This is a genomic window from Pseudomonas sp. B13(2017) (assembly GCF_002113245.1).
In the GTDB taxonomy this organism is placed as follows: domain Bacteria; phylum Pseudomonadota; class Gammaproteobacteria; order Pseudomonadales; family Pseudomonadaceae; genus Aquipseudomonas; species Aquipseudomonas putida_Z.
Genome location: NZ_NEJX01000010.1, coordinates 182,945 through 204,297 on the forward strand (window position 1 = coordinate 182,945; position 21,353 = coordinate 204,297).

Genomic DNA, 21,353 nt, shown 5'->3' on the forward strand with positions numbered 1-21,353 from the left:
CCGCTCCCACAGGTACTGCACAATCCTCAAGGTATGTGGTGAACCTGTGGGAGCGGGCGAGCCCGCGAAGAGGCCGGCACAGGTGTACAAAAAAGGGCGACCGAAGTCGCCCTTTGTTTTTACCGGTTGGATCAACCGCGACGGCGCAGGGCCTCGATACGGTCTTCCAGCGGCGGGTGGCTCATCAGCAGCCCGGCCAGGCCGTGCTTCAGGCCACCATTGATGCCGAAGGCCTTCATGGTGTCGGGCATGTGCACCGGCAGGCCTTGCTCCACGCGCAGGCGCTGCAGGGCGCCGATCATCGCCGCGGTACCGGCCAGCTGTGCACCGGCTTCGTCGGCGCGGTATTCGCGGCGGCGCGAGAACCACATCACGATCATGCTGGCCAGAATGCCCAGGATCAGCTCGGCAACGATGGTCGCCACGTAGTAGGCAATGCCCTGGCCTTCTTCGTTCTTGAAGATCACCTTGTCGACGAAGTTGCCGATGATGCGTGCGAAGAACATCACGAAGGTGTTCACCACGCCTTGCACCAGCGCCAGGGTGACCATGTCGCCGTTGGCCACGTGGCCGATCTCGTGGGCCAGCACTGCCCGCACTTCATCGGGCGAGAAACGCTCCAGCAGGCCCTGGGACACGGCTACCAGTGCGTCGTTGCGGTTCCAGCCAGTGGCGAAGGCGTTGGCCTCGTACGCCGGGAAGATACCCACCTCGGGCATCTTGATGCCCGCTTCACGGGACAGCTCTTCGACCGTTTGCAGCAGCCACTGTTCGTGGCGGGTGCGCGGCTGGCTGATGATCTGGGTGCCGGTGGTCATCTTCGCCATCCACTTGGAGATGAACAGCGAGACGAGGGAGCCGGCAAAGCCGAACACGGCGCAGAACACCAGCAGGCTGCTGAGGTTCAGGTCGACCCCGTTGGCGGCCATGAACCCGTTGAAACCGAACAGGCTCAGGGTAATGCTTGCAACCAGCACCACCGCGAGGTTGGTGGCTACAAACAACAGAATGCGCATCATGGTTGTTACGTTCTCCTGACGGATGAATTGTCGCTTACTGCGGGGTATATAAGGTGCCGGCCGTGCCGATTCAATCGGGCGACTATTTCAAACTGTGTATGGCGGAGTATGGCAGAGGATGGCGCGGGGGCTGTGGGATAGAGCGTTGCAGGATGTAAGAAACATTCCATGGGATTTTGGGGGCTGCGTTGCAGTCCATCGCCGGCAAGCCAGCTCCCACAGGGACCCCACAATCTTCAGGCCTGTGGAGATCCTGTGGGAGCTGGCTTGCCGGCGATGAGGTCGGTACTTACTGCGAATAAGTCCGCAGGAAATTCCCGATCCGGCCAATCGCCGCCTCCAGGTCATCCACCCGCGGCAAGGTGACCACGCGGAAGTGGTCCGGCCACGGCCAGTTGAACGCCGTGCCCTGAACGATCAGCAGCTTCTCCGACAGCAGCAGGTCGAGCACGAACTTCTCGTCGTTGTGAATCGGGCAAACCTTCGGGTCGATCTTCGGGAATGCATACAGCGCACCCATCGGCTTCACGCAGCTCACGCCCGGGATGTCGTTCAGCAGTTCGTAGGTGCGGTTGCGCTGCTCCAGCAGGCGGCCCGGTGGCAGCACCAGGTCGTTGATGCTCTGGTAGCCGCCCAGCGCGGTCTGGATGGCATGCTGGGCCGGCACGTTGGCGCACAGGCGCATGTTGGCCAGCATGTCGATGCCTTCGATGTAGCTTTGCGCGTGGTGCTTGGGCCCGGAGATGATCAGCCAGCCGGAACGGAAGCCCGCCACCCGGTACGACTTGGACAGGCCGTTGAAAGTCAGGCACAGCAGGTCGGGGGCCAGCGAGGCGGTGCTGATGTGCACGGCTTCGTCGTACAGGATCTTGTCGTAGATCTCGTCGGAGAACACCACCAGGTTGTGCTGGCGGGCCAATTCCAGCATGCCCAGCAGCAGCTCTTTGGAGTACACCGCGCCGGTCGGGTTGTTCGGGTTGATGATCACCAGGGCCTTGGTGTTCGGGGTGATCTTGGCCTTGATGTCCTCAAGGTCGGGGAACCAGTCGGCCTGCTCGTCGCACAGGTAGTGCACCGGCTTGCCGCCGGCCAGGCTCACCGCGGCGGTCCACAGCGGGTAGTCGGGGGCCGGGATCAGCACTTCGTCGCCGTTGTTGAGCAGCGCCTGCATCGACATCACGATCAGCTCGGACACACCGTTACCCAGGTAGATGTCCTCGATGCCGACGCCTTCGATCTGCTTCTGCTGGCAGTACTGCATCACCGCCTTGCGCGCGCTGAACAGGCCCTTGGAGTCGCTGTAGCCCTGCGCGGTGGGCAGGTTGCGGATCACATCCTGGAGAATTTCGTCAGGCGCCTCGAAGCCAAACGGCGCCGGGTTGCCGATGTTCAGCTTGAGGATGCGGTGGCCTTCCTCTTCCAGGCGCTTGGCGTGCTTGAGCACTGGGCCGCGAATGTCGTAGCAGACATTGGCGAGCTTGTTCGATTTGCTGAACTGCATGATGGGATCCCGATTGAGAAAACGCGCTACGCCCCGCCGAAAGGTTTGAAAGGGCAGGAAGCGGGTGCCAGACTGAACGCCTGGCACACGAAGCCAACTAATATACGTGCCACCCGCGCCCCGGAAAAGACGGTGCGCAGTGAAATTCAGCCTGCCGAGGTCCCTACATGCAAAAGATCGAGAAAACCCTGGAACAATGGCGGTCGATGCTCGACCCCGAGCAGTACCAGGTGTGCCGCCTCAAGGGCACCGAGCGGCCGTTCAGCGGCAAGTACAACAGCGAGCGCCGCGACGGCATCTACCATTGCATCTGCTGCGGCCTGGCACTGTTCGATGCGCAGACCAAGTTCGATTCCGGCTGCGGCTGGCCGAGCTTCTACGCGCCCATCGAGGAAAGCGCGATGATCGAGATCCGCGACACCTCCCACGGCATGATCCGCACCGAAGTCACCTGTGCCCGCTGCGATGCGCACCTGGGCCACGTGTTCCCCGATGGCCCGCCACCGACCGGCCTGCGCTACTGCATCAACTCGGTGTGCATCGACCTGCGCCCGCGCGACTGACCGGAGCCCGACCATGGCTGGATCGATACTGGACATCCCCTGTGTGACCCTGGGCGGCGAGCACAAGAAGCTCGGCGACTTCCCTGGCAAGGCGCTGCTGGTGGTCAATACCGCCAGCCAGTGCGGCTTTACCCCGCAGTACAAGGGCCTGGAGCAACTGTGGCAGGCCTATCGCGCACGCGGCCTGGTGGTGCTGGGCTTCCCCTGCAACCAGTTCGGCAAGCAGGAGCCGGGCGATGCGCGGGAAATTGCCCAGTTCTGCGAGCGCAATTTCGGCGTGAGCTTCCCGCTGTTTCGCAAGGTCGAGGTCAACGGCCCCGGCAGCCACCCGCTGTTCGTCGAACTCAAGCAGCGCGCCCCGGGCATTCTGGGCAGCCAGAAGATCAAGTGGAACTTCACCAAGTTCCTGGTCGACCCGGCCTCTGGCCAGGTAACGCGCTACGCCCCCACCACCAAGCCGCAGGCCCTGGAAGCGGACATCGAGCGCCTGCTCAGCCGTTGACCGGCACCCAGTGGTCGACCAGCGCCAGCAGCTCTTCACGGCGGAACGGCTTGGCCAGGTAGTCGTTCATGCCCGCTGCCCGGCAGCGCTCGCGCTCCTCGGGCATGGCGTTGGCCGTGAGGGCGACGATCGGCAGGTCGGGCCAGCGGCCGCTCTGGCGGATGCGCCGGCTGGCCTCGTAGCCGTCCATCACCGGCATGTTGCAGTCCATCAGTACCAGGTCGAATTCGTCCTGTTCCAGTAGCTCCAGGGCCTCGGCGCCCTGGGTGGCCAGCTGTACCTGGCAACCGAGCTTGGCCAGCATGCCCTTGGCCACCAGCTGGTTCACCGGGTTGTCCTCCACCAGCAGGATGCGCGCGCGGCCTTGTTCCAGGGTGATGGCCGGGGTGGCCAGCGGGTGTTCGGGCTCGTGGCCCTGCAAGGTGCGGCGCAAGGTCTGGTACAGGGCGTTGCGCGCCAGCGGCCGGGCCAGCTGGTGCAGGGGGGCGAGGGTGACCGACTGTTCGCTGGGCAGGAAGTTGCCGTAGGCGGTCACCAGCAGGATCGGTGTCTTCAGTGCCGGGCGCAGTTCGAACAGCTGGTCCAGGCTGTCGGTGATCAGCAGGTCAATGGCCGTGGCGTCCAGCCCCGCGCTGCTGTCATGGTGCTGATAGGCAAGGCCCCAGGCGGGCAAAAGGTCCTGCAACAGTTCATCGAGCCCGCTGCCGGCCGCGCTCAGCGCAGCCACGCGCCCGTGCAACGGTGCCGGCGGGATGGCTTCGGTGTGCACGGCCAGCGGCAGCTCGGCGGTGAAGCGGCTGCCGAAGCCCGGGTCGGACTTGATATGCAGGTGGCCCTGCATGGCCTTGCACAGGTTGCGTGTCAGCGCCAGGCCCAGGCCGGTGCCGCCGTACTGGCGGGTGATGCCGGCGCCGGCCTGGGTGAACGGCTGGAAGATCCGCGCCTGGGCTTCTTCGGGGATGCCGATGCCGGTGTCGCGCACTTCCAGGCGCACACCGCCGACGATGGTCGCCAGGCGCACATCCACGCGACCGAAGCGGGTGAACTTGAGGGCGTTGGACAGCAGGTTGCTGACGATCTGCCGTACCCGCGTGGGGTCGCCGAGCACGCTGCTGGGGAAGTCGCGGGCGATCAGGCAGGTCAGCTCCACGCTTTGCGCGGTGTTCTGCGACAGCAGGTTGGCAGTGTCCTCGACCATCGAGCCCATGTCGAACGGAATGCGCTCCAGCTCCAGCTGGCCGGCATCGAACTTGGACAGGTCGAGAATATCGTTGAGCAACTCCACCAGCACCTTGCCCGAGTCATGGGCTATCGCCAGCTGCTGGCGTTGCTCGCTGGGCAGCGGGCTGTCGAGGGCAAGGGCGATCATGCCGAGCATGCCGTTGAGCGGGGTACGGATTTCGTGGCTCATGTTGGCGAGGAAGGCGGCGCGCGCCTGGGCCATGTCCAGCGCCCGGCGGCGGGCTTCTTCCAGCTCCTGGTTGGACAGGCTCAGGCTGCTGTTGCTGGCCTTCAGCTCGTTGGTGCGTGCCGAGACGATATCTTCCAGCTCGTTGAGGTACTGGGTCAGGCGGTTTTCCGCGGTGCGCCGCTGCTCGATCTCGGTGGCCATGCTGACGAACTGCTGGTTGGCGACCTTCACCAGTACGCCGATCTCGTCGTGTTCGTGGCCGTGCGGGCAGGCCACGCGGGTTTGCCGGGGCTTGCGCGGGTCGCTGCCGCTGAGCGCGCCGATCACCGTCACCAGCGGCTTGGTCAGCATCATGTAGAACAGCGCCAGGAGGATGCCGGTCAGCACCAGGCTGCGGGCGAAACCGTTTAGCAGGGTGATGCCGGCACGGTCGAGAAAGCGGCTGCCGAAGGCGTAGGTGTCCACCTCCAGGTACAAGGTGCCGAGGTATTCCTCGGGCATGTGGGTCAGGTACAGGCGTTCCTTGAACTGGCGCTGGTCGCCGAACAGGAAGTCGCTGAGCGGCCGGTAGCGGTCCTGCAGGCGCGGCCGTTCGACGTCGGCCAGTACTGTTTCGTTGTTGTCGATCAGCCGCGCACGGATGATCGCCGGCGATTGCAGCAGGCCGCGGGTCAGCTCCAGGGCCAGTTCCGAGTCGATGTTGTAGGCGATGCGCGAGGCCGGGTTATGGCTGATTTGCAGCAAGGCGCGCACTTCACGGTTGATGGACGCGTCTTCGCTGGCATAATCGATGCCGATCTGGATGAGACTGAGCAATGTTCCCAGGATGAAGCCGACCAGGACTGTCAACCGGGCTTGCTTGTATGACAGGCGATTGGTGAACTTGATATCCATGTGTCCCGAGCCGGTTTCACGTCCCTTGCGCTGCGCAAGCATAGCCGAATAGCCCCGGCTGCTGGTGGGTCTGTCTGTTCATTTCAGTTGATTGCCAAGCGGGGGCCGCTTTGCGCCCCTTCGCGGGCTTGCCCGCTCCCACAGGTATATCACTGCCCTCGAGATTTGCAGTGTACCTGTGGGAGCGGGCAAGCCCGCGAAGGGGCGCGCAGCGGCCCCAAAAAACTGAAATTCGTAGGAGTCGTCATGGACGCTCGCTTGATTGCTTTCCTGGACCGCGCCGAATCGGTACTGGCCCGCCTCGAACCCCTGTTGCCGGCCCAGCGCCCGAACATCGACTGGGCCACCACCCTGGCCGCGCGCTGGCAGCGCGATGGCCGCAGCGGCTACCTGCTGCCGCTGGAAGTCAGCCTGGACATCCGCCTCAGCGACCTGATCGGCGTCGACCAGCAGCGTGACCAGCTGGGCCGCAACACCCATCAGTTCATCAACGGCATGCCGGCCAACCATGCACTGCTGTGGGGCTCGCGCGGCACCGGCAAGTCGTCGCTGGTGCGGGCCCTGCTGGCCGAGCACGCGGGTGCCGGCCTGCGCCTGATCGAAATCGAACGCGACCACCTGGCCGACCTGCCACGGGTGGTCGAGCAGCTGCAGAAGCTGCCGCAGCGCTTCATCCTGTTCTGCGACGACCTGTCGTTCGAAGCCGGGGAGGGCGACTACCGGGTGCTCAAGAGCGTGCTCGACGGCTCGCTCGAGCAGGCCCCCGACAACGTGCTGCTGTACGCCACCTCCAACCGCCGCCACCTGGTGCCGGAGAAGGAGAGCGACAACGAGAACTGGAAGCGCGTGGACGGCGAGCTGCACCCCAGTGAAGCGGTGGAAGACAAGATTGCCCTGTCCGACCGTTTTGGCCTGTGGCTGTCGTTCTACCCCTTCACCCAGGAACACTTCCTGAACGTGGTCGAGCACTGGATCGGCCAACTCGCGCAGTCTGCCGGCCTGGCCTGGCAGCGCAGCGAAGAACTCGACATCCTCGCCGTGCGCTGGGCCACCGGCCGCGGTAACCGTAATGGCCGTTGTGCCTATCAGTTCGCCCGCTACTGGGTCGGGCTGCAATTGCTGGAGCAAAAGTAAATGATCGACCTCAATGCCAGTGGCGCCGGCCTCGACGGCTACAACCTGCTGGCGGCGCAAGTGCAGGCGCTGTTTGCCGACGAGCGTGACTTCATCGCCAATGCCGCGCAGTTTTCGGCATTCCTCTATAACCAGGTGGACGACCTGAACTGGGCGGGGTTCTACCTCAACCGCAACGAAGAACTGGTGCTGGGCCCGTTCCAGGGCCAGGTGGCGTGCGTGCGCATCCCGTTCAGCAAGGGCGTGTGCGGGGCGGCAGCGGCCACCCGGCAGACCCAGCGGGTAGAGGACGTGCATGCGTTCCCGGGGCACATTGCCTGTGACAGCGCGTCCAACAGCGAGCTGGTGATCCCGCTGGTGAAGGAGGGCAGGTTGATTGGTGTGCTGGACCTGGACAGCCCGAAGCTTGGGCGCTTCAGTGAGGCGGATCAGGTGGGGTTGGAGCGGTTGGCGGCGATTTTTCTGGAGCTGACCGACTGCTGATATTTGTTGCCTGTACCGGCCTCTTCGCGGGCTTGCCCGCTCCCACAGGATAATCGCAAGCCTCAAAGGCAGTGATTTACCTGTGGGAGCGGGCAAGCCCGCGAAGAGGCCGGTACAGGTTGAAGCATCAGTCGTACATCACCTTCTTCTTCCAGGTCTCTTCCTCATCGGTCTTGAGCCCCTGGGTCAGTTCATTCTGCTCGTCCTCCGCCGGGGCCATGCGGTCCAGCACCTGGGCGTTGGCCCGGGCCAGCAGCTTCTCCAGGTACGTCAGCTGCTCTTCATATACCTTCGGCTCCGGCTGCTTGCGCAGGTACTGCACGCCGCGCTCGAAGGCCAGGCGCGCCTGGCCTGGCTGGTTCTGCTGCAAAGCTTGCTGGCCGAGGTTGTTGAAGAACTCGATATGCAGCAGCACCAGGATATGGCGGATTTCCTTGATCCATTGCTTGGCCTCGGGCGTGGGCAGGAAGCCCTCCTGGGCGGCGCGGGTCACCTGGTTGTGCAACGCCTCCAGCAGGAAGCGGACATCCTTGGCCTTGATCTCGGTCTGGATCGGGTTGGGCGGGTTGTTTACCGGAATCTGCCCGCCTTGGGCAATCAGCCTCTCCAGTTCGGCGATGCGCGCCTTGATCTCGGCATTGTGCTTGTCCATCGCCAGTTGACGCTGGTTGAGGTTGAGCTCCAGGCGGGTCAGCAGCAACTTCAGCGCCGGGGTCATGAACTGGCCGGGGAAGGTCTCGGTGATTTCGCCACAGCGGCGCAGGCGGTCGGCCAGCTCGACCTTCATCCGGGCGCGCTCGAGCTTGCCGTTCTCGACCACATTGTTTAGGTAGCCGATCACGATCAGCAACGCGATACCCGCCACGATGAGCAGGGTGATCAGAAGTGGTGTCACCGTTAATGCCTCATTGAAGAAGAATTACAGCTTTGAGTGTAGTGAGTTTGCCGAGGGGCGAATAGCGGCTATATGCCTGTACTGGCCCTTTCGCGGCTAAAGCCGCTCCCACAGGTACGGCGCTGCCTTCAAGCTGCGCACGGTCCCTGTGGGAGCTGCTTTAGCCGCGAAAGGGCCGGCACAGGATTGCCTCTCTCTATATCGGCAACCCCTCCCGCATCTGCACCCCAACTCACCCGGAAGTCATTGATTTAAATAAATTTCTACAAAGGGGTTGACGCCTGTCCGAACCATCCATAGAATGCGCGCCACTTGCAGCGTAAAGCACACAGCGAAACGCGGCAGGGAGTGAAAGCAGGCAGTAATGCCAGCAGCGTGTCCCCTTCGTCTAGTGGCCTAGGACACCGCCCTTTCACGGCGGTAACAGGGGTTCGAGTCCCCTAGGGGACGCCAAATTGCGGGAATAGCTCAGTTGGTAGAGCACGACCTTGCCAAGGTCGGGGTCGCGAGTTCGAGTCTCGTTTCCCGCTCCAGTTTCTCCGGCAGCGCCTAAGGGCGGGGCAGGAAAAGAAAATCCAGGCTGAATCGTGAGGTTCAAATCTGGTGCACTGAAAAGTGTTGTGTGTCCCCTTCGTCTAGTGGCCTAGGACACCGCCCTTTCACGGCGGTAACAGGGGTTCGAGTCCCCTAGGGGACGCCATTTGCGGGAATAGCTCAGTTGGTAGAGCACGACCTTGCCAAGGTCGGGGTCGCGAGTTCGAGTCTCGTTTCCCGCTCCAGTTTAAATGCTGTGGCGTCTATGCGGTGCAGTGGTGGTGAAGGTCTTCAAGGCGCTTCACGCCGATAGCGGTAAAGCTTCACAATGCGGGAATAGCTCAGTTGGTAGAGCACGACCTTGCCAAGGTCGGGGTCGCGAGTTCGAGTCTCGTTTCCCGCTCCAATTTAAAAAAGCCACTCTTTCGAGAGTGGCTTTTTTTTTTGGCCATCATTTCTGTAGCGCAGCAGCCTATCGGCCGAATGCCTGTTTGTCGCTATCACGGCATGGCAATGTCGGCTTCAGGAGGGGAGGAGGGGGATCTTGAAGCTGTCATGGGGTAACTCCTCAATAAAAAGGGGAGGCAAATGCCTCCCCGTATTCGTGTATTACCAGCTGTAACGCAGCCCGGCACTTACGCCCCAAGGCTGTTCTATCTTTTCGCCGTGGCTGTAGTCGAACTCGGCATGTGCCTGCCACTGCTCGGCCCAGGCCACGGATACACCTGCGCCAAACTCTGCGCGCGAGCCGGACAGGTCGTTCTTGAACGTGTTGTCGTTGACCTTGACGTCGTTGTTCTGAGCAAACTCGTGGGCCAACGCCGCCTTCAGGTAAGGTTGCACGCTGCGGCCCCGGCCCAGATCGAAGTCACGGCCAGCTACCGAGCCCAGTTTCGCCTGCAGCGAGCGGGCACTGTCGCCATGGCCACGCATGCCGTTGTCCAGGGTTATGCTCTGGCCTTGCACGGCCATTGCCGAAAGCTGCCCGTAGGGTTCGATGAAGTAGTCATTGGCCAGGCGCAGGTGGCGGCCGAATTCCACCGAAGCGCCAAACCCATTGCTGTCGTAGTCCCCTTTGGCCTGCTTGCCATCGCTCAGGCGTACATCGGCCTGGTTCTGGTAGCGGTTGAACTTGGCCACCGCGTCCAGGTAGTAACCGTTTTGCGGTTGCAGCCAGGTTGCATAGGCACCGACATGGTAGCTGTCGACCTTGCCCGAGGCACCGCGAGGCAGGTTGAGGTCAGAGTTGCTGTAGCCGGCAGTTACCCCGGCAAGCCAGTTGCCATCGCCCAGCGGCAGCGGGGTGTCGGCACCAAACGACAGGCCTTGCTGAGTTTGCTGGTAGCCTGTGCCAGCGCTGGAGGACACGTTGAACTTGTTGCCATAGCTGCGCATCCACGCACCGGTCTTGCCGGTGTCGCGGCGGATTTCACCCATGCGGCTGCGCAGGGTCGTGAGTTCGCCATACCACACGGTCGGGGCACTGTTGAACAACCCCAGCAGGGTTTGCGTGCCGGGGCTGACGGTGCGGGTGGTGGTGTCGAGGTACCAGTCGTTGCCGTCTGCACTCTGTTTCAGGCTGTAGGAGTAGGCGCCGAGGTCTACTGGCCCCCCTTCCAGCGAAAACTGCGCATCGCCGCTGGCGGTGTGCACCAGATGCAGGCTGCTTTCGGCCTGCGGGTCGCTGCCGCTGCTGCTGACCAGCAGCTGGTGGTTGCCGGTGGCGTGCCCGGTAACCTGCAGATGGTCGGCTTCGCCAGTGTCGAATTTGACATCCATGATGAACTTGCCGCTGCCTTCAAGGTTGGCTACCGACAGGGTATTGAAGTCGCCTGCTGCGGCACCGAGCCGGATGGCCCCGCCGTTCATGGCCAGGTCGTTGAGTTTGGCGTCACGGCTCAGCGTCCACTCGGCCTGGCTGTTGATGGTCAGTTTCTCGATGTTTTCCAGGTTGCCCTTGAGGGTGCTGCCGTTTTCCAGGGTGAGATCGGCGCGCCCGCCCTGTTCGGCAACGATGTCGCCCACCAGGTGGCTGGCGCTGACCCTCAGCGTGGCGTTGCCGTCAGCGGCAATCGACACCAGGGGGCCGCTGCCGGCGCTCAAGGTCGAGCCATTGAGGATGTCGATGCTGGCGTTGACCGGGTTGCCAGCCCCAGCGCCGACCACGATGGCAGAACCGCGCTCACCGATAACACTAGTACCGTCCAGCACGATGCTGCTCGGCCCGGAGGCTTGGCCACGGACATTGGTAACGCTGATGCCTTCCTGGCCACCGCTGATGATGCTGTTGCGCGCATTCAGCGTGCCGCCCATCAACACTGCGCCCTGGGCTGTGCTGTTGGTACCACGCAGTTCGCTGTTTTCCAGTGTCAAGCTGCTTGCGTTCAGGGTGGCACCCCGCAGCGCGCCACTGATCCGGCTAGTCAGAGCAGTGACCTGTGAGCCACCGCGGGCACTGATGCCCTGGTTTCTGGGCCCGCTTATCGTACTGTCACGAAGGGTGGCGGTGGTGCCGTCCAGTGTCATGCCACTGGCACCACCGGCCCCGGTCACGGTGGTGCCGTTCAACTCCAGGGTCGAGCCCTTTTCGCCGTCGATCTCATTGGTGACAGCGCCGTTGGCGGTAAGTTTGGCGCCATGCACGTGATAGCTGTCGAGGGGTGCAGCGCTATCGATCACCGTATCTTTGGTAATGGGAATAGCGGCCTCGGCGGTGTTGCTGAACAGCAACATGGCGCTGGCAGAGGCTATGGCCACGGCTATAGCCGTATATCGCCCAGGATGGATGCAGGCGTTCATCATGGTCTCTTCCTCGAACTTAAGTGATGCAGATGGAATCTGCAGGCACCTTAGTCGGAATTCCCGGTGTTTTATGTAGGAAAAGTCTGATCAATGATTTGGCTGAGTAGAGAAAATCGGGTGCAAGACTTTATGCACCCGATATTTCAAGCCGCCTCAAATTTCACATGTTCCACCAGCCCCACCAATATTCACCACGGTATCAAACGGTGCAGAGCTGACTTTCGTGGATTGGTAAGTGAATGAATAGAACCCCCTTCCACGGCCCCTGCGTCGGCCATCTACGTCCTCGTAGATCGGTAGAATATGTTTTTCGTAAGGCTCGATGCGCCATACAAAGCCGGTAACAGGGTGGTCAGCATCAATTTTTACTATTTCTTCTTTCACATGTTCCGGGGGAGCGGGGTATCACCAGTCTCCCCCAATAAAGTCGCCAAATCAGTGTTATCTCTGCACCTGCCGATAGATTGAACTTGCTCAAGTCTGGCACTTGCAGGCGGAAGGCGGGAGGAGCTGTCGGATTGTCTGGGTCTTTCAGCGACTTGCAGACCAAGCGGCCATTATCTTGGTTCAAGCCCAAGAACTCAGGCTTGGGTGCAACAACGATTACCGCCTCGACTTTAACCTCGGTTGCAGGCGCGTTTTGGGCGTTACGGCCGTCCTTGTCACTGATTGCGTAATGCACGGGCAGGGCGGCGGCATTGCCTGCTTTTTCGATGTCGGACCAAGGAATTTCCACTTCGATGGGAGATGCATCACCGGTATCCACCATATAGTCTTTTCCAGCGACATGTTCACCATTCAAGATTTACAACCAGATATTCGGGTTCGACGCAGTCAACAACATCACAACACTGACGACGAGGGATACCGACAAGAAGCTGCACAGGACCAAGTATCAATTCGAGAATGCTGACGATCCGGCGCAACTTACAGGTTATACGCATGATCCTGCAGATGCTCCACCTCAGGCATTCGAACTGGAGTATGACGATTATGGCAACATGACCGATGATGGCCAGGGTCTCAAGATGACCTACAACGCACTCAACCAGCTGATCAAGGCGCAGCGTGACGATGAAGTTCAGCACTATATATACGATGCCAAGGACATTTTGAGCGGTACCCTCAGCGATTGATGCCCGGAGCTTTCCCGGCACCTGCAACAGGTGCCGGGAGCATTTCATCGGTAACGCAAGGTGAACTTCACCGCACCTTCGGCTTTACCGGCCTTGACGTGTGCGCCGGTTTGAATGAAATGGGCGCCAAACCTCAGGGCCATGTTGCCAGGGCTGATCGGCAGCAGCTTGACCTCGCGCTTCAGAGGCATCGGGCTACCATCTTTGACCACTTGTATGGCGATACCGGCGGTGCCGGTGTCATCGTTGCTCAGGCTCATTACGCCGTTTTCCGGGTCGAGTGGGCGTGAACCATTGGTCGGATCCAGTTCGATGGACACCTGTGTAAGGCCTGCCGGGTCGGTCTGACAACTGGTCAGGGCAATCTCGAAGGCTGCGGTAGGGGTGGTGAATGGCGGGCCGGTAAAGTCGCTGCGCTCCCATGACCCCAAGTCTACCGGATTGGGTTTTACCGGGTCGCCGGCGATCTGGCACTGTGCCTGAACGACGGTGGCGGCAACCCGGTACTGGAACACTTCGCCAATGCCATCGAAGTCCTGAAAGCTGCGGAATAACAAGGAATCGACAGCATGCACCCCTGGCGCGATGTCGCCGGTCTTTATCAGGGTTATATCGTTGTACAGCACGCCACCCACCTCGACCCCCAAGCCGTTCGGCCGGTTCAGGCTGGAGCTGAAGGGAACCACGGTGTGGCCCTGATCCGGGTCGAAGTAGTTTTTTGCAGTGCCGTTGAATGGGACTGAAAGCTCTACCCTGGCACCGATGCCTTCGACGTTGGTCTTGAGCACGTGGCCATCCTCGAACGGTGGCAAGGGGTCGAGGAGAACGCTTTCAGCTACGAACCTGTAGCGCATGGGGGTTGCAGGCTTTCCGTCGAGGCTGACGCAGCGCAGGTCCAGACTGGAGCTCCCGTCGACAATCGTGAAGCCGCCTTTGACCTCACCGATAACGCTGCCCTTTGGTGCATCTCTGGCAATGTGAACGGTGTTCAGGTTGCGCGTGAACACCATGGGTGGGCTACCTGTCCCGCGCCAGATGCAATAATTGTTCGGGTCCGCGAGGGCCAGCGCGGGGGCAGCGTGCAAGGTGAGCGAAGCCAGCAGGCCAATGCGCGCGGCATAACGAAGAAGTTTCATGTGTGCGATCCTGGTGCCACGCAGCGAACGTATTCGCCACGTAGCGCATTGCGAGATGGGATAGTCAAAGGCACGTCAGGGTTTGCATGCGGTAACCCTGGGTGACAGGCACTGCGGCAGGGTCCAGTTGCAGGCTACAGCGGGGCGCAGCGTCCTCGCCCCAGTGAGCGGTAACCTGCTGGGCTTCCAGGCCGGTGATCAGGATGGCCTGGCCAGCCTGGCCAACCGTGGCGAGCATTTCGCCAGCGCTGTCCATCAGCTGGGCGCCGAGCGGCAGGGGCTGGCCATTGGGCAGCACGGTGGTCAGCACAATACGGTTTACCCGACGGGCCTGGAACGTGGCCTTCACTACAGCGCCACGGCGTGGGATTACCTGGGCCGTACCGTTGTCAATCTCCACATCTGGCCCCAGGCGGTCGGTGTTCAGCACCAGCGAGTTGCTTTTGTAGGGGCGCAGGTAGGGGAGCAGCGCATAACCCTTGTCGTTGGTGCGCACTGCCGCGGCGTTCTGCAAACCCACATCGGCGATGTCGGGTACTTGCACCAGGGCAATGGTTTCACCCAGGTATGGGCCTGTCTCGATGCCGTCCGCATGTGCCAGCAAGGCGCCGTTGGCACTCAATGACAGGCTGTGGTAGTCCTCGCCCTTGCTCAGCCCGGCACCCAGGGTGGCGTGTGCCGTCTGGTAGCCGGCGCCAACCGTGAAGTCGTGCTGTTGGCGTTCATTGCGGCTGGCGCTGAGGTGGTAGCTCAACTGCTCGTCGTAGCTGCCGGTCAGATTGGCCTGCTGCCGGGAGCCATTGCGCGTTTGCTGGGTGTTCATGCTCATGTTGCTGCGGCGGCCGAATGCCAGCGGAAAAGACAGGCTCAGGCCGATCTGGCGGTCCTTGCCGTAGCCGTTGTCCTGCAGTGACTGCGAGGCATACAGGTGGTAGCTGATACCGCCGTGCGATGTGCTGAGGTTAACCTGGAACTGGCGCTCGACATCCTGACGTTGCCAGTAGTCCTGTTGCGTCAGGTTCAGGCTCACCGAGCTACGCTCGCCAAACGTCTGGTACAGCGAGGCTTCCAGGCGTCGGCGTTGGCCGCCGCGAAACTGCTGGTCGTGGCTGCGCTGGCGTACCCACTGGTCGAAGTCGCGGTAACCTTCGGTGGAATAGCGATAGCCGGCGAAGCGCAGGTTGGTGCCGGCAGTGAAGGTCTTGCTGTACTTGAACGAATAGCTCAGGCCGTCGAGGTCGCTGCCTTGCAGGCCGGCGAACTCACTGGTCGAGTGGGTCACATCGAATGACACCGCGCCGAGGCTGCCCAGGTCGCGTGCGATACCCAGTGCTTCTGCCTGGTAGCCTTCGCTGGCCATCAGGCCACCATACAGGGTGGTATTCCAGGCCGTGCCGAGCGCTGCGGTGCCTTGCCACAACGGCGGCGTCAGCAGATCGCCAGTGGGGTTGTAGCGCCCGGCAGTGGTGCTGTAGCGCGCCACGCCCGGGCGCAGCAGGTTGCCGATATTGGCATAGGGTTGGATGAAGCGGCGGACCTGCCCATCGGCCTCGGTCAGTACCACTTCCAGTTCGCCGGTGCCGCCGACTGCCAGATCATCGATGGCATAGGGACCCGGGCTGACGTAGGTGGAATAGAGCGGGTAGCCGTTTTGCCAGATCTCCAGTCTGGACCGTGTCTGGGCCACGCCGCGAATGGTCGGGGCGTAGCTGCGATGGGTGTCGGGCAGCATGTCGAAGTCCGAAGCCAGGCGCACGCCTGTGACCGGTATGCCGCGAAAGACATCGCTGTCGGTGAAGGTTTCGCCGATGGTCAGGTTACCCCAGGTGCCGGGCAGGTCGGTTTGTGCATAGGTATAGGCCCGGGTCCATTCGCTGTGGCCCTGGCTGTCCTGGCGCCACGTCTGGCTGCTGCGCAAGCGCCAGTCGCCCAGGTTCACGCCACTGTGCAGGTACAGGTCGTGGCTGTCGAAGCGCCCCTGCCCTCGGCTCTGGCCCTGCAAGGTCGAGGCCTGGTAGTTGACGAAAGCGGCGGTGATACCGCTGTCCCACAGCGCGGGGTCGACTTGCCCGCGGATGTCACGGCGCAGGGCAATCTGCGGGATCGACACCGCCAGCCGCAGCCGGCTGCCGTCAAAGTCCACGCGGGCACCAGGGACCACGGCTGGCAAGTCGAGGCAGGGTTGTTCGAGCAGTGCCGGGTCTGGCAGGGCATCCAGGCGCAGGCCCAGTTCACCGAGCAAGGCAGGCGAGAGGCAGGGCTGCAAGCGGTCGCCGCTGCTGTCGAGTTCGAACGCGATTTCGCGCTGGCCCACGTATTCGAGATTGACCGACAGCTCGACCCGGTAGGTACCGGGTGCAAGGTCGACCGTGCTCGCCAGCAGGCGCAGGGCCAGTTGCGCGCTGTTGGCCGGTTGGTCTGGGTGCTGGAACATGAAGCCGGCCTGGAAGTCGATTTCGCCGGGTGTTTCTGGCTCGGCGAAGGCCACTGCAGCGGGTAAGGCGGCCAGCAGCAGGCAAGCGCGGCGTAAGCGTTGACGGCCGCGGCAAAGGGGGAAATTGGGCATACGGGTGCTCCTGGAGCGTGCCGATCGGTGTCAGGGCGCGTCGTGAACAGGCAGGATCAAGGGCTCGCTGGTGCCGCCGTAGTCGTTGATGATGCTGACCAGTACCTGCTTGGCGGCCGTGGGCAGGACAAACAGCTGTTCGCTCAGGGGCGCAAGCATGTCGGCGTTGGCCAGCGGGCGGTTCTGCTTGCCGTTGACCGCCTCCAGGCGGTTGAAGGTGTAGTGGTAGGGGGTGGGGTTGTGGATGCGCAGGTGCGCAACGCCGTCAAGCATGGTCCTGTGGATTTGCAGGTCGGTCAGGCGGCGGACGGGGTCACCGCTGACCTGGCTTGGTCGGTAGAACAGCTTGATGCGTGTGCGCAGGGCGACGTTCAGGGCGTTGCCCTGATCGCCGACCGCCTGGGGGATTTCCTGCAGGTTGAAGAAGAACAGCGATTCGCGGTCCTGTGGCAGGTCGTTGGGCAGTCCGCTGATATGAACGGTCTGTTCCTTGCCGGGGTTCAGGCGGAACAGGTTCGGGGCAGTGGCGAAGGGTACTGCGGTAATGGTGTCATCGGCTGCGGTGTTGACCCAGGCCTGGGCCGCATAGGGTTGCTTGCCTGGGTTGGCAATGACCACTGACGCACTGCGCTTGTCGCTGTTGTAGACGATACGGGTGCTGCTGATGGTCAGGGCGGCATGGGCGTTGCCAAGCGTGCAGACAAGCGCCAGCAGGCAGCCCAGGCGCACCGAGGTGTGGGAGAAGAGTGACATGAGGAGTGACCGAGTGAGATCCGGGCGACAGGAACCAGGTGCGAAAGCACCTGGCAACTTGATCAAGGCAGGGCGACGGTGAATTTCACAAAGGTCTGGGCCAGGCCGTGTGTGACATCGTCGACAATCGACTCGTAGTTCGCGTAGAACAGCATGTCGGTTGGCGAGGACTGGTACAGGTCGTAAGGTTTGGAGTCGGTATTTGGCGTGATTTTGGTGCCGGTATCATCTTTGATGGCGATACCAACGCCGGTGGCCGCGCTGCCACCCTGGCGAATACCGTAGAGGTCGGAGCCTGGGCCAACGATCCCGTGCAGAGGCTCGAACTTGACCGTGGCTGTAGGGTTGGGCGGAAGCACGCAGCCTGCGCCAGGGGTAACCCGCAGGGCAAATGCTACTTCCTCGCTGGTATCACCTGTTTTTTCAAACTTGTTGGCATTGGGGGTGCCCAACGAAACCCATGGCACATCGCCCAGGCCCGGGTTGACCAGGTCGATCGGGCAAGTACCACCCGGGTTGATGAAACCGGTGAACTCGATCTGTCCTTCTTCGGGGGCAGCGATTGCCGTGCCAGCTGAAAGTGCCAGGGCAATAGCTAGTGTGAGCTTTTTCATTGGTATATCCATACAGTTGAAGTGTTGGCTGCGGAGGCTCTCCACAGGTCAGCGAAAGGGCAGTGAACCGAGAGCTTTCGTGACCACGACAGGCTATGGATATGAGTTATGCGGGGCTGTAATACTTTTCGTTATCGGGATATGGAAACAGAGATAGCCGCACTTCAGGTGCGGCTATTGCTCGGGATTAGTGGCCCGGTGCCTGTTTCGGCGTGTTCAACAGCTGCTTCTGCTGATGCCAATCGAATGGCTCACCGTTCTGTTCTGCTTCGTAGCGGCGCTCTTCCAGTTGCTGGTAAAGCTCCAGCTCTTCGTCGGGCATGTAGTGCAGGCAATCGCCAGCGAAGAACCACAGCAGGTCGCGCGGCACCAGGTGGGCGATTTGCGGATATCGCAGGATCACCTGGCAGATCAGGTCCTGGCCCAGGTACTGGCTTTCCAGCGGGTCCTGCGGCAGCAAGGTCAGCAGTTCATCGAATCGTTCGAGGAACAGGGCGTGGCTTTCCTCCGGTACCTGCTCGGCTTCACCCAGGGCCACCAGGATGGTACGCAGGTGGCTCAGCAGTTGCAGGTGGTATTCCAGTTGGGGGGTGGCCATGGGGCGGTCCTCGGGGTGGTTGAAACGGGCGCGGAGTATACGTCCGTTGCTGATGAGGCCGCAAAGCGGCCCCCTGGTTCAGCGCACCTTGCCTTGCTCTGGCAGCAACTGCGCCTTGTCGAAGGCATCCACATCGATCACTGCCCGACGAGCTTGCTCCGCGGCATGCAGCCGTTGCTCTTCGCCAGGCTGCAATACACCGGCATCAACGGCTGCATCGATCAACGACTGCCCAGGTGCCGGCCGCACCTTGCCTTCCTTGATTGCCTGATGCAGCGCCTTGTGCAGGGGCGCCGCTTCATCCAGCAAGTCGTAGGCCCGTTGCAGCGTCGCCACCGGGTCGCCGTCGGCTTGTGGCCTGAAGCAACCAGCAAGCAGCTCTTCCAGTGCCGGGTCACCCCTGCCGCGGCCGATCAATGCCGCCACCTCGGCATCCAGTTCATCGCTCGGCCCGGTATGGCGGCGGCCGAAGGGAAACACCAGTACCCGCAGTGCGCAGCCGACAAAGCGGTTGGGGAAGTTGTCGAGCAACCGGTCCAGTGCCTTTTCTGCCTGGCCCAGGCTCTCTTCCATCGCCCAGCGCAGCAGGGGCTGCATGTGTTCCGGTGAGCCCAGGTCGTGATAGCGCTTGAGCGCGGCGCTGGACAGGTAAAGGTAACTCAGCACATCCCCCAGCCTTGCGCTCAGCCTTTCACGGCGTTTCAGCGCTCCGCCCAGCAGCATCATCGACAGGTCAGCGAGCAGGGCGAAGGCCGCGGCCTGGCGGTTGAGTGCGCGGAAATAGCTTTGGCTCAAGGCATCGCCCGGTATGCTTTCCAGGCGGCCCAGGCCGAGGTTCAACACTAGCGTGCTGGCCGCGTTGCTCGCGGCGAACATGATGTGTTTCATCAACAGGTCGTCGAATTCCCTCAATGCCTGATCGCGGTCCTCGCGCCCGGCCAGGGCCATTTCCTTGAGCACGAACGGGTGGCAGCGGATGGCGCCCTGGCCGAAGATCATCAGGTTGCGCGAAAGAATGTTCGCCCCCTCGACGGTGATGAAGATCGGTGCACCCTGCCAGTTACGGCCCAGGTAGTTGTTCGGTCCCATGATGATGGCCTTGCCGCCGTGCACGTCCATGGCGTGCTGGATGCATTCGCGGCCGCGCTCGGTGAGGTGGTACTTGAGGATCGCCGACAGCACCGAAGGCTTCTCGCCCAGGTCCACGGCCTTGGCGGTCAGCAGCCGCGCGCTGTCCATCAGCCAAGCATTGCCGCCGATGCGTGCCAGCGACTCCTGGATGCCTTCGAATGCAGCCAGCGGAACATTGAACTGTTCGCGGATGTTGGCGTACTGGCCGGTGACCAGACTGGTGTATTTGGCAGCGCCAGTGCCCACGGCCGGCAGGGAGATGGAGCGGCCTACCGACAGGCAGTTCATCAGCATCATCCAGCCCTTGCCGAGCATGGCCTGGCCACCGATGAGGAAATCCAGCGGCACGAATACGTCCTTGCCACTGTTGGGGCCGTTCATGAACGCGGCGCCCAGTGGCAGGTGGCGTTTGCCGATTTCGACGCCGGGCGTGTCGGTAGGGATCAGCGCCAGGCTGATACCCAGTTCTTCCTGCTCGCCCAACAGGTGGTCCGGGTCGTAGGCCTTGAACGCCAGGCCCAGCAGGGTGGCGACGGGCCCGAGGGTGATATAGCGCTTTTCCCAGTTCAGGCGCAGGCCGATGACCTCTTCGCCGTTCCATTGCCCCTTGCAGACCACCCCGGTGTCAGGCATGGCGCCTGCGTCGGAGCCGGCCAGCGGGCCGGTGAGGGCGAAGCAGGGGATTTCATCGCCACGCGCCAGGCGTGGCAGGTAGTGGTTGCGTTGTTCGTCAGTGCCGTAATGCAACAGCAGTTCGGCCGGGCCGAGCGAGTTGGGCACCATCACGGTGGAAGCCAGGTCGCCGCTGCGGGTGGCCAGCTTCATCGCCACCTGGGAGTGGGCGTAGGCTGAAAAGCCCTTGCCGCCGTATTCCTTGGGGATGATCAGGGCGAAGAAGCCATGCTGCTTGATATGTGCCCAGGCTTCGGGCGGCAGGTCCATGTCCTGGCCGATCTGCCAGTCGCTGACCATGGCGCAGAGCTGTTCCGTCGGGCCATCGAGGAAGGCCTGTTCTTCGTCGGTCAGCTTCGGCGCCGGGTAGGCGAGCAGGGTGCGCCAATCTGGACGGCCGCTGAACAGTTCGCCGTCCCACCATACGGTGCCGGCGTCGATCGCCTCGCGTTCGGTTTGCGACATCGGCGGCAGGGTGCGCTGGAACCACTTGAACACGGGGCCGGTGAATACCTTGCGGCGCCATTCCGGCAGCGCCACCAGGGCGACTTTCAGTGCCAGCACTATCCAGATCAGGGTCAGCAGCCAGCCGGGAGCGCTGCTGAAAATGCCCATCAGCAGCACATACGCCGCCATGATGCCGAGAATCTGCAAGGGCGCCAGGCGCCGGTGCGTGAGGTACGCCGCGCCGATCACCAGCACTACCAACCACAACAGCAACATAATCGGTCCTCCTTGGAACCAGGGGGTAAGCCGTCCCAGACAGCTTAGACGCAACGCTGCGAACGGCCGGGTCAGAACAGTGACAGGGTATGGCGGCGGGAGTTTCAGTTCGTTGTTTGCCTGTACCGGCCTCTTCGCGGGCACGCCCGCTCCCACAGGGATCGCACCAGACCTCAGGGTGGTGCAGTACCTAATGAAATGGTCCTCCCAGGACTCCCCAGTGAAAGCCTAAGCTTTCACTGGGGGATCTAACTGGAGATCGCCGTTATGAATACTCAAAATCTTG

The 21,353-nt window shown here is 62.2% G+C and carries 17 protein-coding genes and 5 tRNA genes; 10 read left to right on the forward strand and 12 right to left on the reverse strand.

Translation table 11 applies throughout. The features are described 5' to 3' along the window. Positions 1-131: 131 nt before the first annotated feature. Both htpX and CAG44_RS15295 read right to left on the reverse strand, forming a co-directional pair. Entirely contained in the window at positions 132-1,019 is an 888-nt protein-coding gene (gene htpX / locus CAG44_RS15290; RefSeq protein WP_003259721.1) for a protease HtpX, read from the reverse strand. Between the two features lie 289 nt (positions 1,020-1,308). After that, on the reverse strand, positions 1,309-2,520 hold the full coding sequence (locus CAG44_RS15295; protein ID WP_023661072.1) for a pyridoxal phosphate-dependent aminotransferase: 1,212 nt from the start codon (positions 2,518-2,520) through the stop codon (positions 1,309-1,311). 167 nt (positions 2,521-2,687) lie between these two features. On the opposite strand from CAG44_RS15295, the gene msrB reads away from it, so the two are divergent. Continuing rightward, positions 2,688-3,083 carry a peptide-methionine (R)-S-oxide reductase MsrB gene (gene msrB / locus CAG44_RS15300; RefSeq protein WP_085590101.1) on the forward strand — a complete coding sequence of 132 codons (396 nt, stop codon included), beginning with the start codon at positions 2,688-2,690 and terminating at the stop codon, positions 3,081-3,083. A gap of 13 nt (positions 3,084-3,096) precedes the next feature. Continuing rightward, positions 3,097-3,585 carry a glutathione peroxidase gene (locus CAG44_RS15305; RefSeq protein WP_015269382.1) on the forward strand — a complete coding sequence of 163 codons (489 nt, stop codon included), beginning with the start codon at positions 3,097-3,099 and terminating at the stop codon, positions 3,583-3,585. Here the strand turns inward: CAG44_RS15305 and CAG44_RS15310 are convergent. Beyond that, the gene (locus CAG44_RS15310; protein ID WP_085590103.1) at positions 3,575-5,932 is read right to left on the reverse strand and encodes a response regulator; all 2,358 of its coding nucleotides are present in this window, start codon (positions 5,930-5,932) and stop codon (positions 3,575-3,577) included. The two genes, CAG44_RS15305 and CAG44_RS15310, sit on opposite strands and share 11 nt — an antisense overlap. 204 nt (positions 5,933-6,136) lie before the next feature. Here CAG44_RS15310 and CAG44_RS15315 point away from each other — a divergent pair, with 204 nt between their 5' ends. Next, positions 6,137-7,024 carry an ATP-binding protein gene (locus CAG44_RS15315; RefSeq protein ID WP_075044109.1) on the forward strand — a complete coding sequence of 296 codons (888 nt, stop codon included), beginning with the start codon at positions 6,137-6,139 and terminating at the stop codon, positions 7,022-7,024. Continuing rightward, the gene (locus CAG44_RS15320) at positions 7,025-7,507 is read left to right on the forward strand and encodes a GAF domain-containing protein (RefSeq protein WP_003260813.1); all 483 of its coding nucleotides are present in this window, start codon (positions 7,025-7,027) and stop codon (positions 7,505-7,507) included. A gap of 127 nt (positions 7,508-7,634) precedes the next feature. Here the strand turns inward: CAG44_RS15320 and CAG44_RS15325 are convergent, their stop codons facing one another. Next, positions 7,635-8,402: a hypothetical protein gene (locus tag CAG44_RS15325; protein WP_085664907.1), complete on the reverse strand. Its 768-nt coding sequence runs from the start codon at positions 8,400-8,402 to the stop codon at positions 7,635-7,637. A gap of 377 nt (positions 8,403-8,779) precedes the next feature. On the opposite strand from CAG44_RS15325, the gene CAG44_RS15330 reads away from it, so the two are divergent. The 5 genes from CAG44_RS15330 to CAG44_RS15350 all read left to right on the forward strand — a co-directional run bounded on the left by CAG44_RS15330 (position 8,780) and on the right by CAG44_RS15350 (position 9,342). Next, positions 8,780-8,855: transfer RNA gene (locus CAG44_RS15330), tRNA-Glu, on the forward strand. A gap of 4 nt (positions 8,856-8,859) precedes the next feature. Beyond that, a tRNA-Gly gene (locus CAG44_RS15335) sits at positions 8,860-8,935 on the forward strand. Positions 8,936-9,026: 91 nt separating this feature from the next. Next, positions 9,027-9,102, forward strand: a tRNA-Glu gene (locus CAG44_RS15340). A gap of 3 nt (positions 9,103-9,105) precedes the next feature. Further along, a tRNA-Gly gene (locus CAG44_RS15345) sits at positions 9,106-9,181 on the forward strand. 85 nt (positions 9,182-9,266) lie between these two features. Then, a tRNA-Gly gene (locus CAG44_RS15350) sits at positions 9,267-9,342 on the forward strand. 203 nt (positions 9,343-9,545) lie between these two features. On the opposite strand, the gene CAG44_RS15355 is transcribed toward CAG44_RS15350, so the two are convergent. Continuing rightward, entirely contained in the window at positions 9,546-11,735 is a 2,190-nt protein-coding gene (locus CAG44_RS15355) for an autotransporter outer membrane beta-barrel domain-containing protein (RefSeq protein WP_139833522.1), read from the reverse strand. Between the two features lie 361 nt (positions 11,736-12,096). Further along, positions 12,097-12,540: a hypothetical protein gene (locus CAG44_RS28060; RefSeq protein ID WP_139833520.1), complete on the reverse strand. Its 444-nt coding sequence runs from the start codon at positions 12,538-12,540 to the stop codon at positions 12,097-12,099. Positions 12,541-12,739: 199 nt separating this feature from the next. Here CAG44_RS28060 and CAG44_RS29130 point away from each other — a divergent pair, with 199 nt between their 5' ends. Continuing rightward, positions 12,740-12,874 carry a hypothetical protein gene (locus tag CAG44_RS29130; RefSeq protein WP_256573549.1) on the forward strand — a complete coding sequence of 45 codons (135 nt, stop codon included), beginning with the start codon at positions 12,740-12,742 and terminating at the stop codon, positions 12,872-12,874. A gap of 44 nt (positions 12,875-12,918) precedes the next feature. Here the strand turns inward: CAG44_RS29130 and CAG44_RS15360 are convergent, their stop codons facing one another. From CAG44_RS15360 to CAG44_RS15385, 6 genes are all read right to left on the reverse strand, one after another. After that, positions 12,919-14,010 carry a fimbrial protein gene (locus CAG44_RS15360; protein ID WP_085692441.1) on the reverse strand — a complete coding sequence of 364 codons (1,092 nt, stop codon included), beginning with the start codon at positions 14,008-14,010 and terminating at the stop codon, positions 12,919-12,921. 64 nt (positions 14,011-14,074) lie between these two features. After that, the gene (locus tag CAG44_RS15365) at positions 14,075-16,576 is read right to left on the reverse strand and encodes a fimbria/pilus outer membrane usher protein (RefSeq protein ID WP_085692442.1); all 2,502 of its coding nucleotides are present in this window, start codon (positions 16,574-16,576) and stop codon (positions 14,075-14,077) included. Between the two features lie 30 nt (positions 16,577-16,606). Further along, a complete protein-coding gene (locus CAG44_RS15370; RefSeq protein WP_085590117.1) occupies positions 16,607-17,329 on the reverse strand; it encodes a molecular chaperone in 723 nt (240 codons plus the stop codon). Positions 17,330-17,391: 62 nt separating this feature from the next. Beyond that, complete coding sequence (locus CAG44_RS15375; protein WP_085590119.1) at positions 17,392-17,943, reverse strand: fimbrial protein; 552 nt, start codon at positions 17,941-17,943, stop codon at positions 17,392-17,394. Between the two features lie 187 nt (positions 17,944-18,130). After that, positions 18,131-18,541: a PA2817 family protein gene (locus CAG44_RS15380; protein ID WP_085590121.1), complete on the reverse strand. Its 411-nt coding sequence runs from the start codon at positions 18,539-18,541 to the stop codon at positions 18,131-18,133. A gap of 78 nt (positions 18,542-18,619) precedes the next feature. After that, a complete protein-coding gene (locus CAG44_RS15385; RefSeq protein WP_085590123.1) occupies positions 18,620-21,067 on the reverse strand; it encodes an acyl-CoA dehydrogenase in 2,448 nt (815 codons plus the stop codon). Positions 21,068-21,353 lie beyond the last annotated feature (286 nt).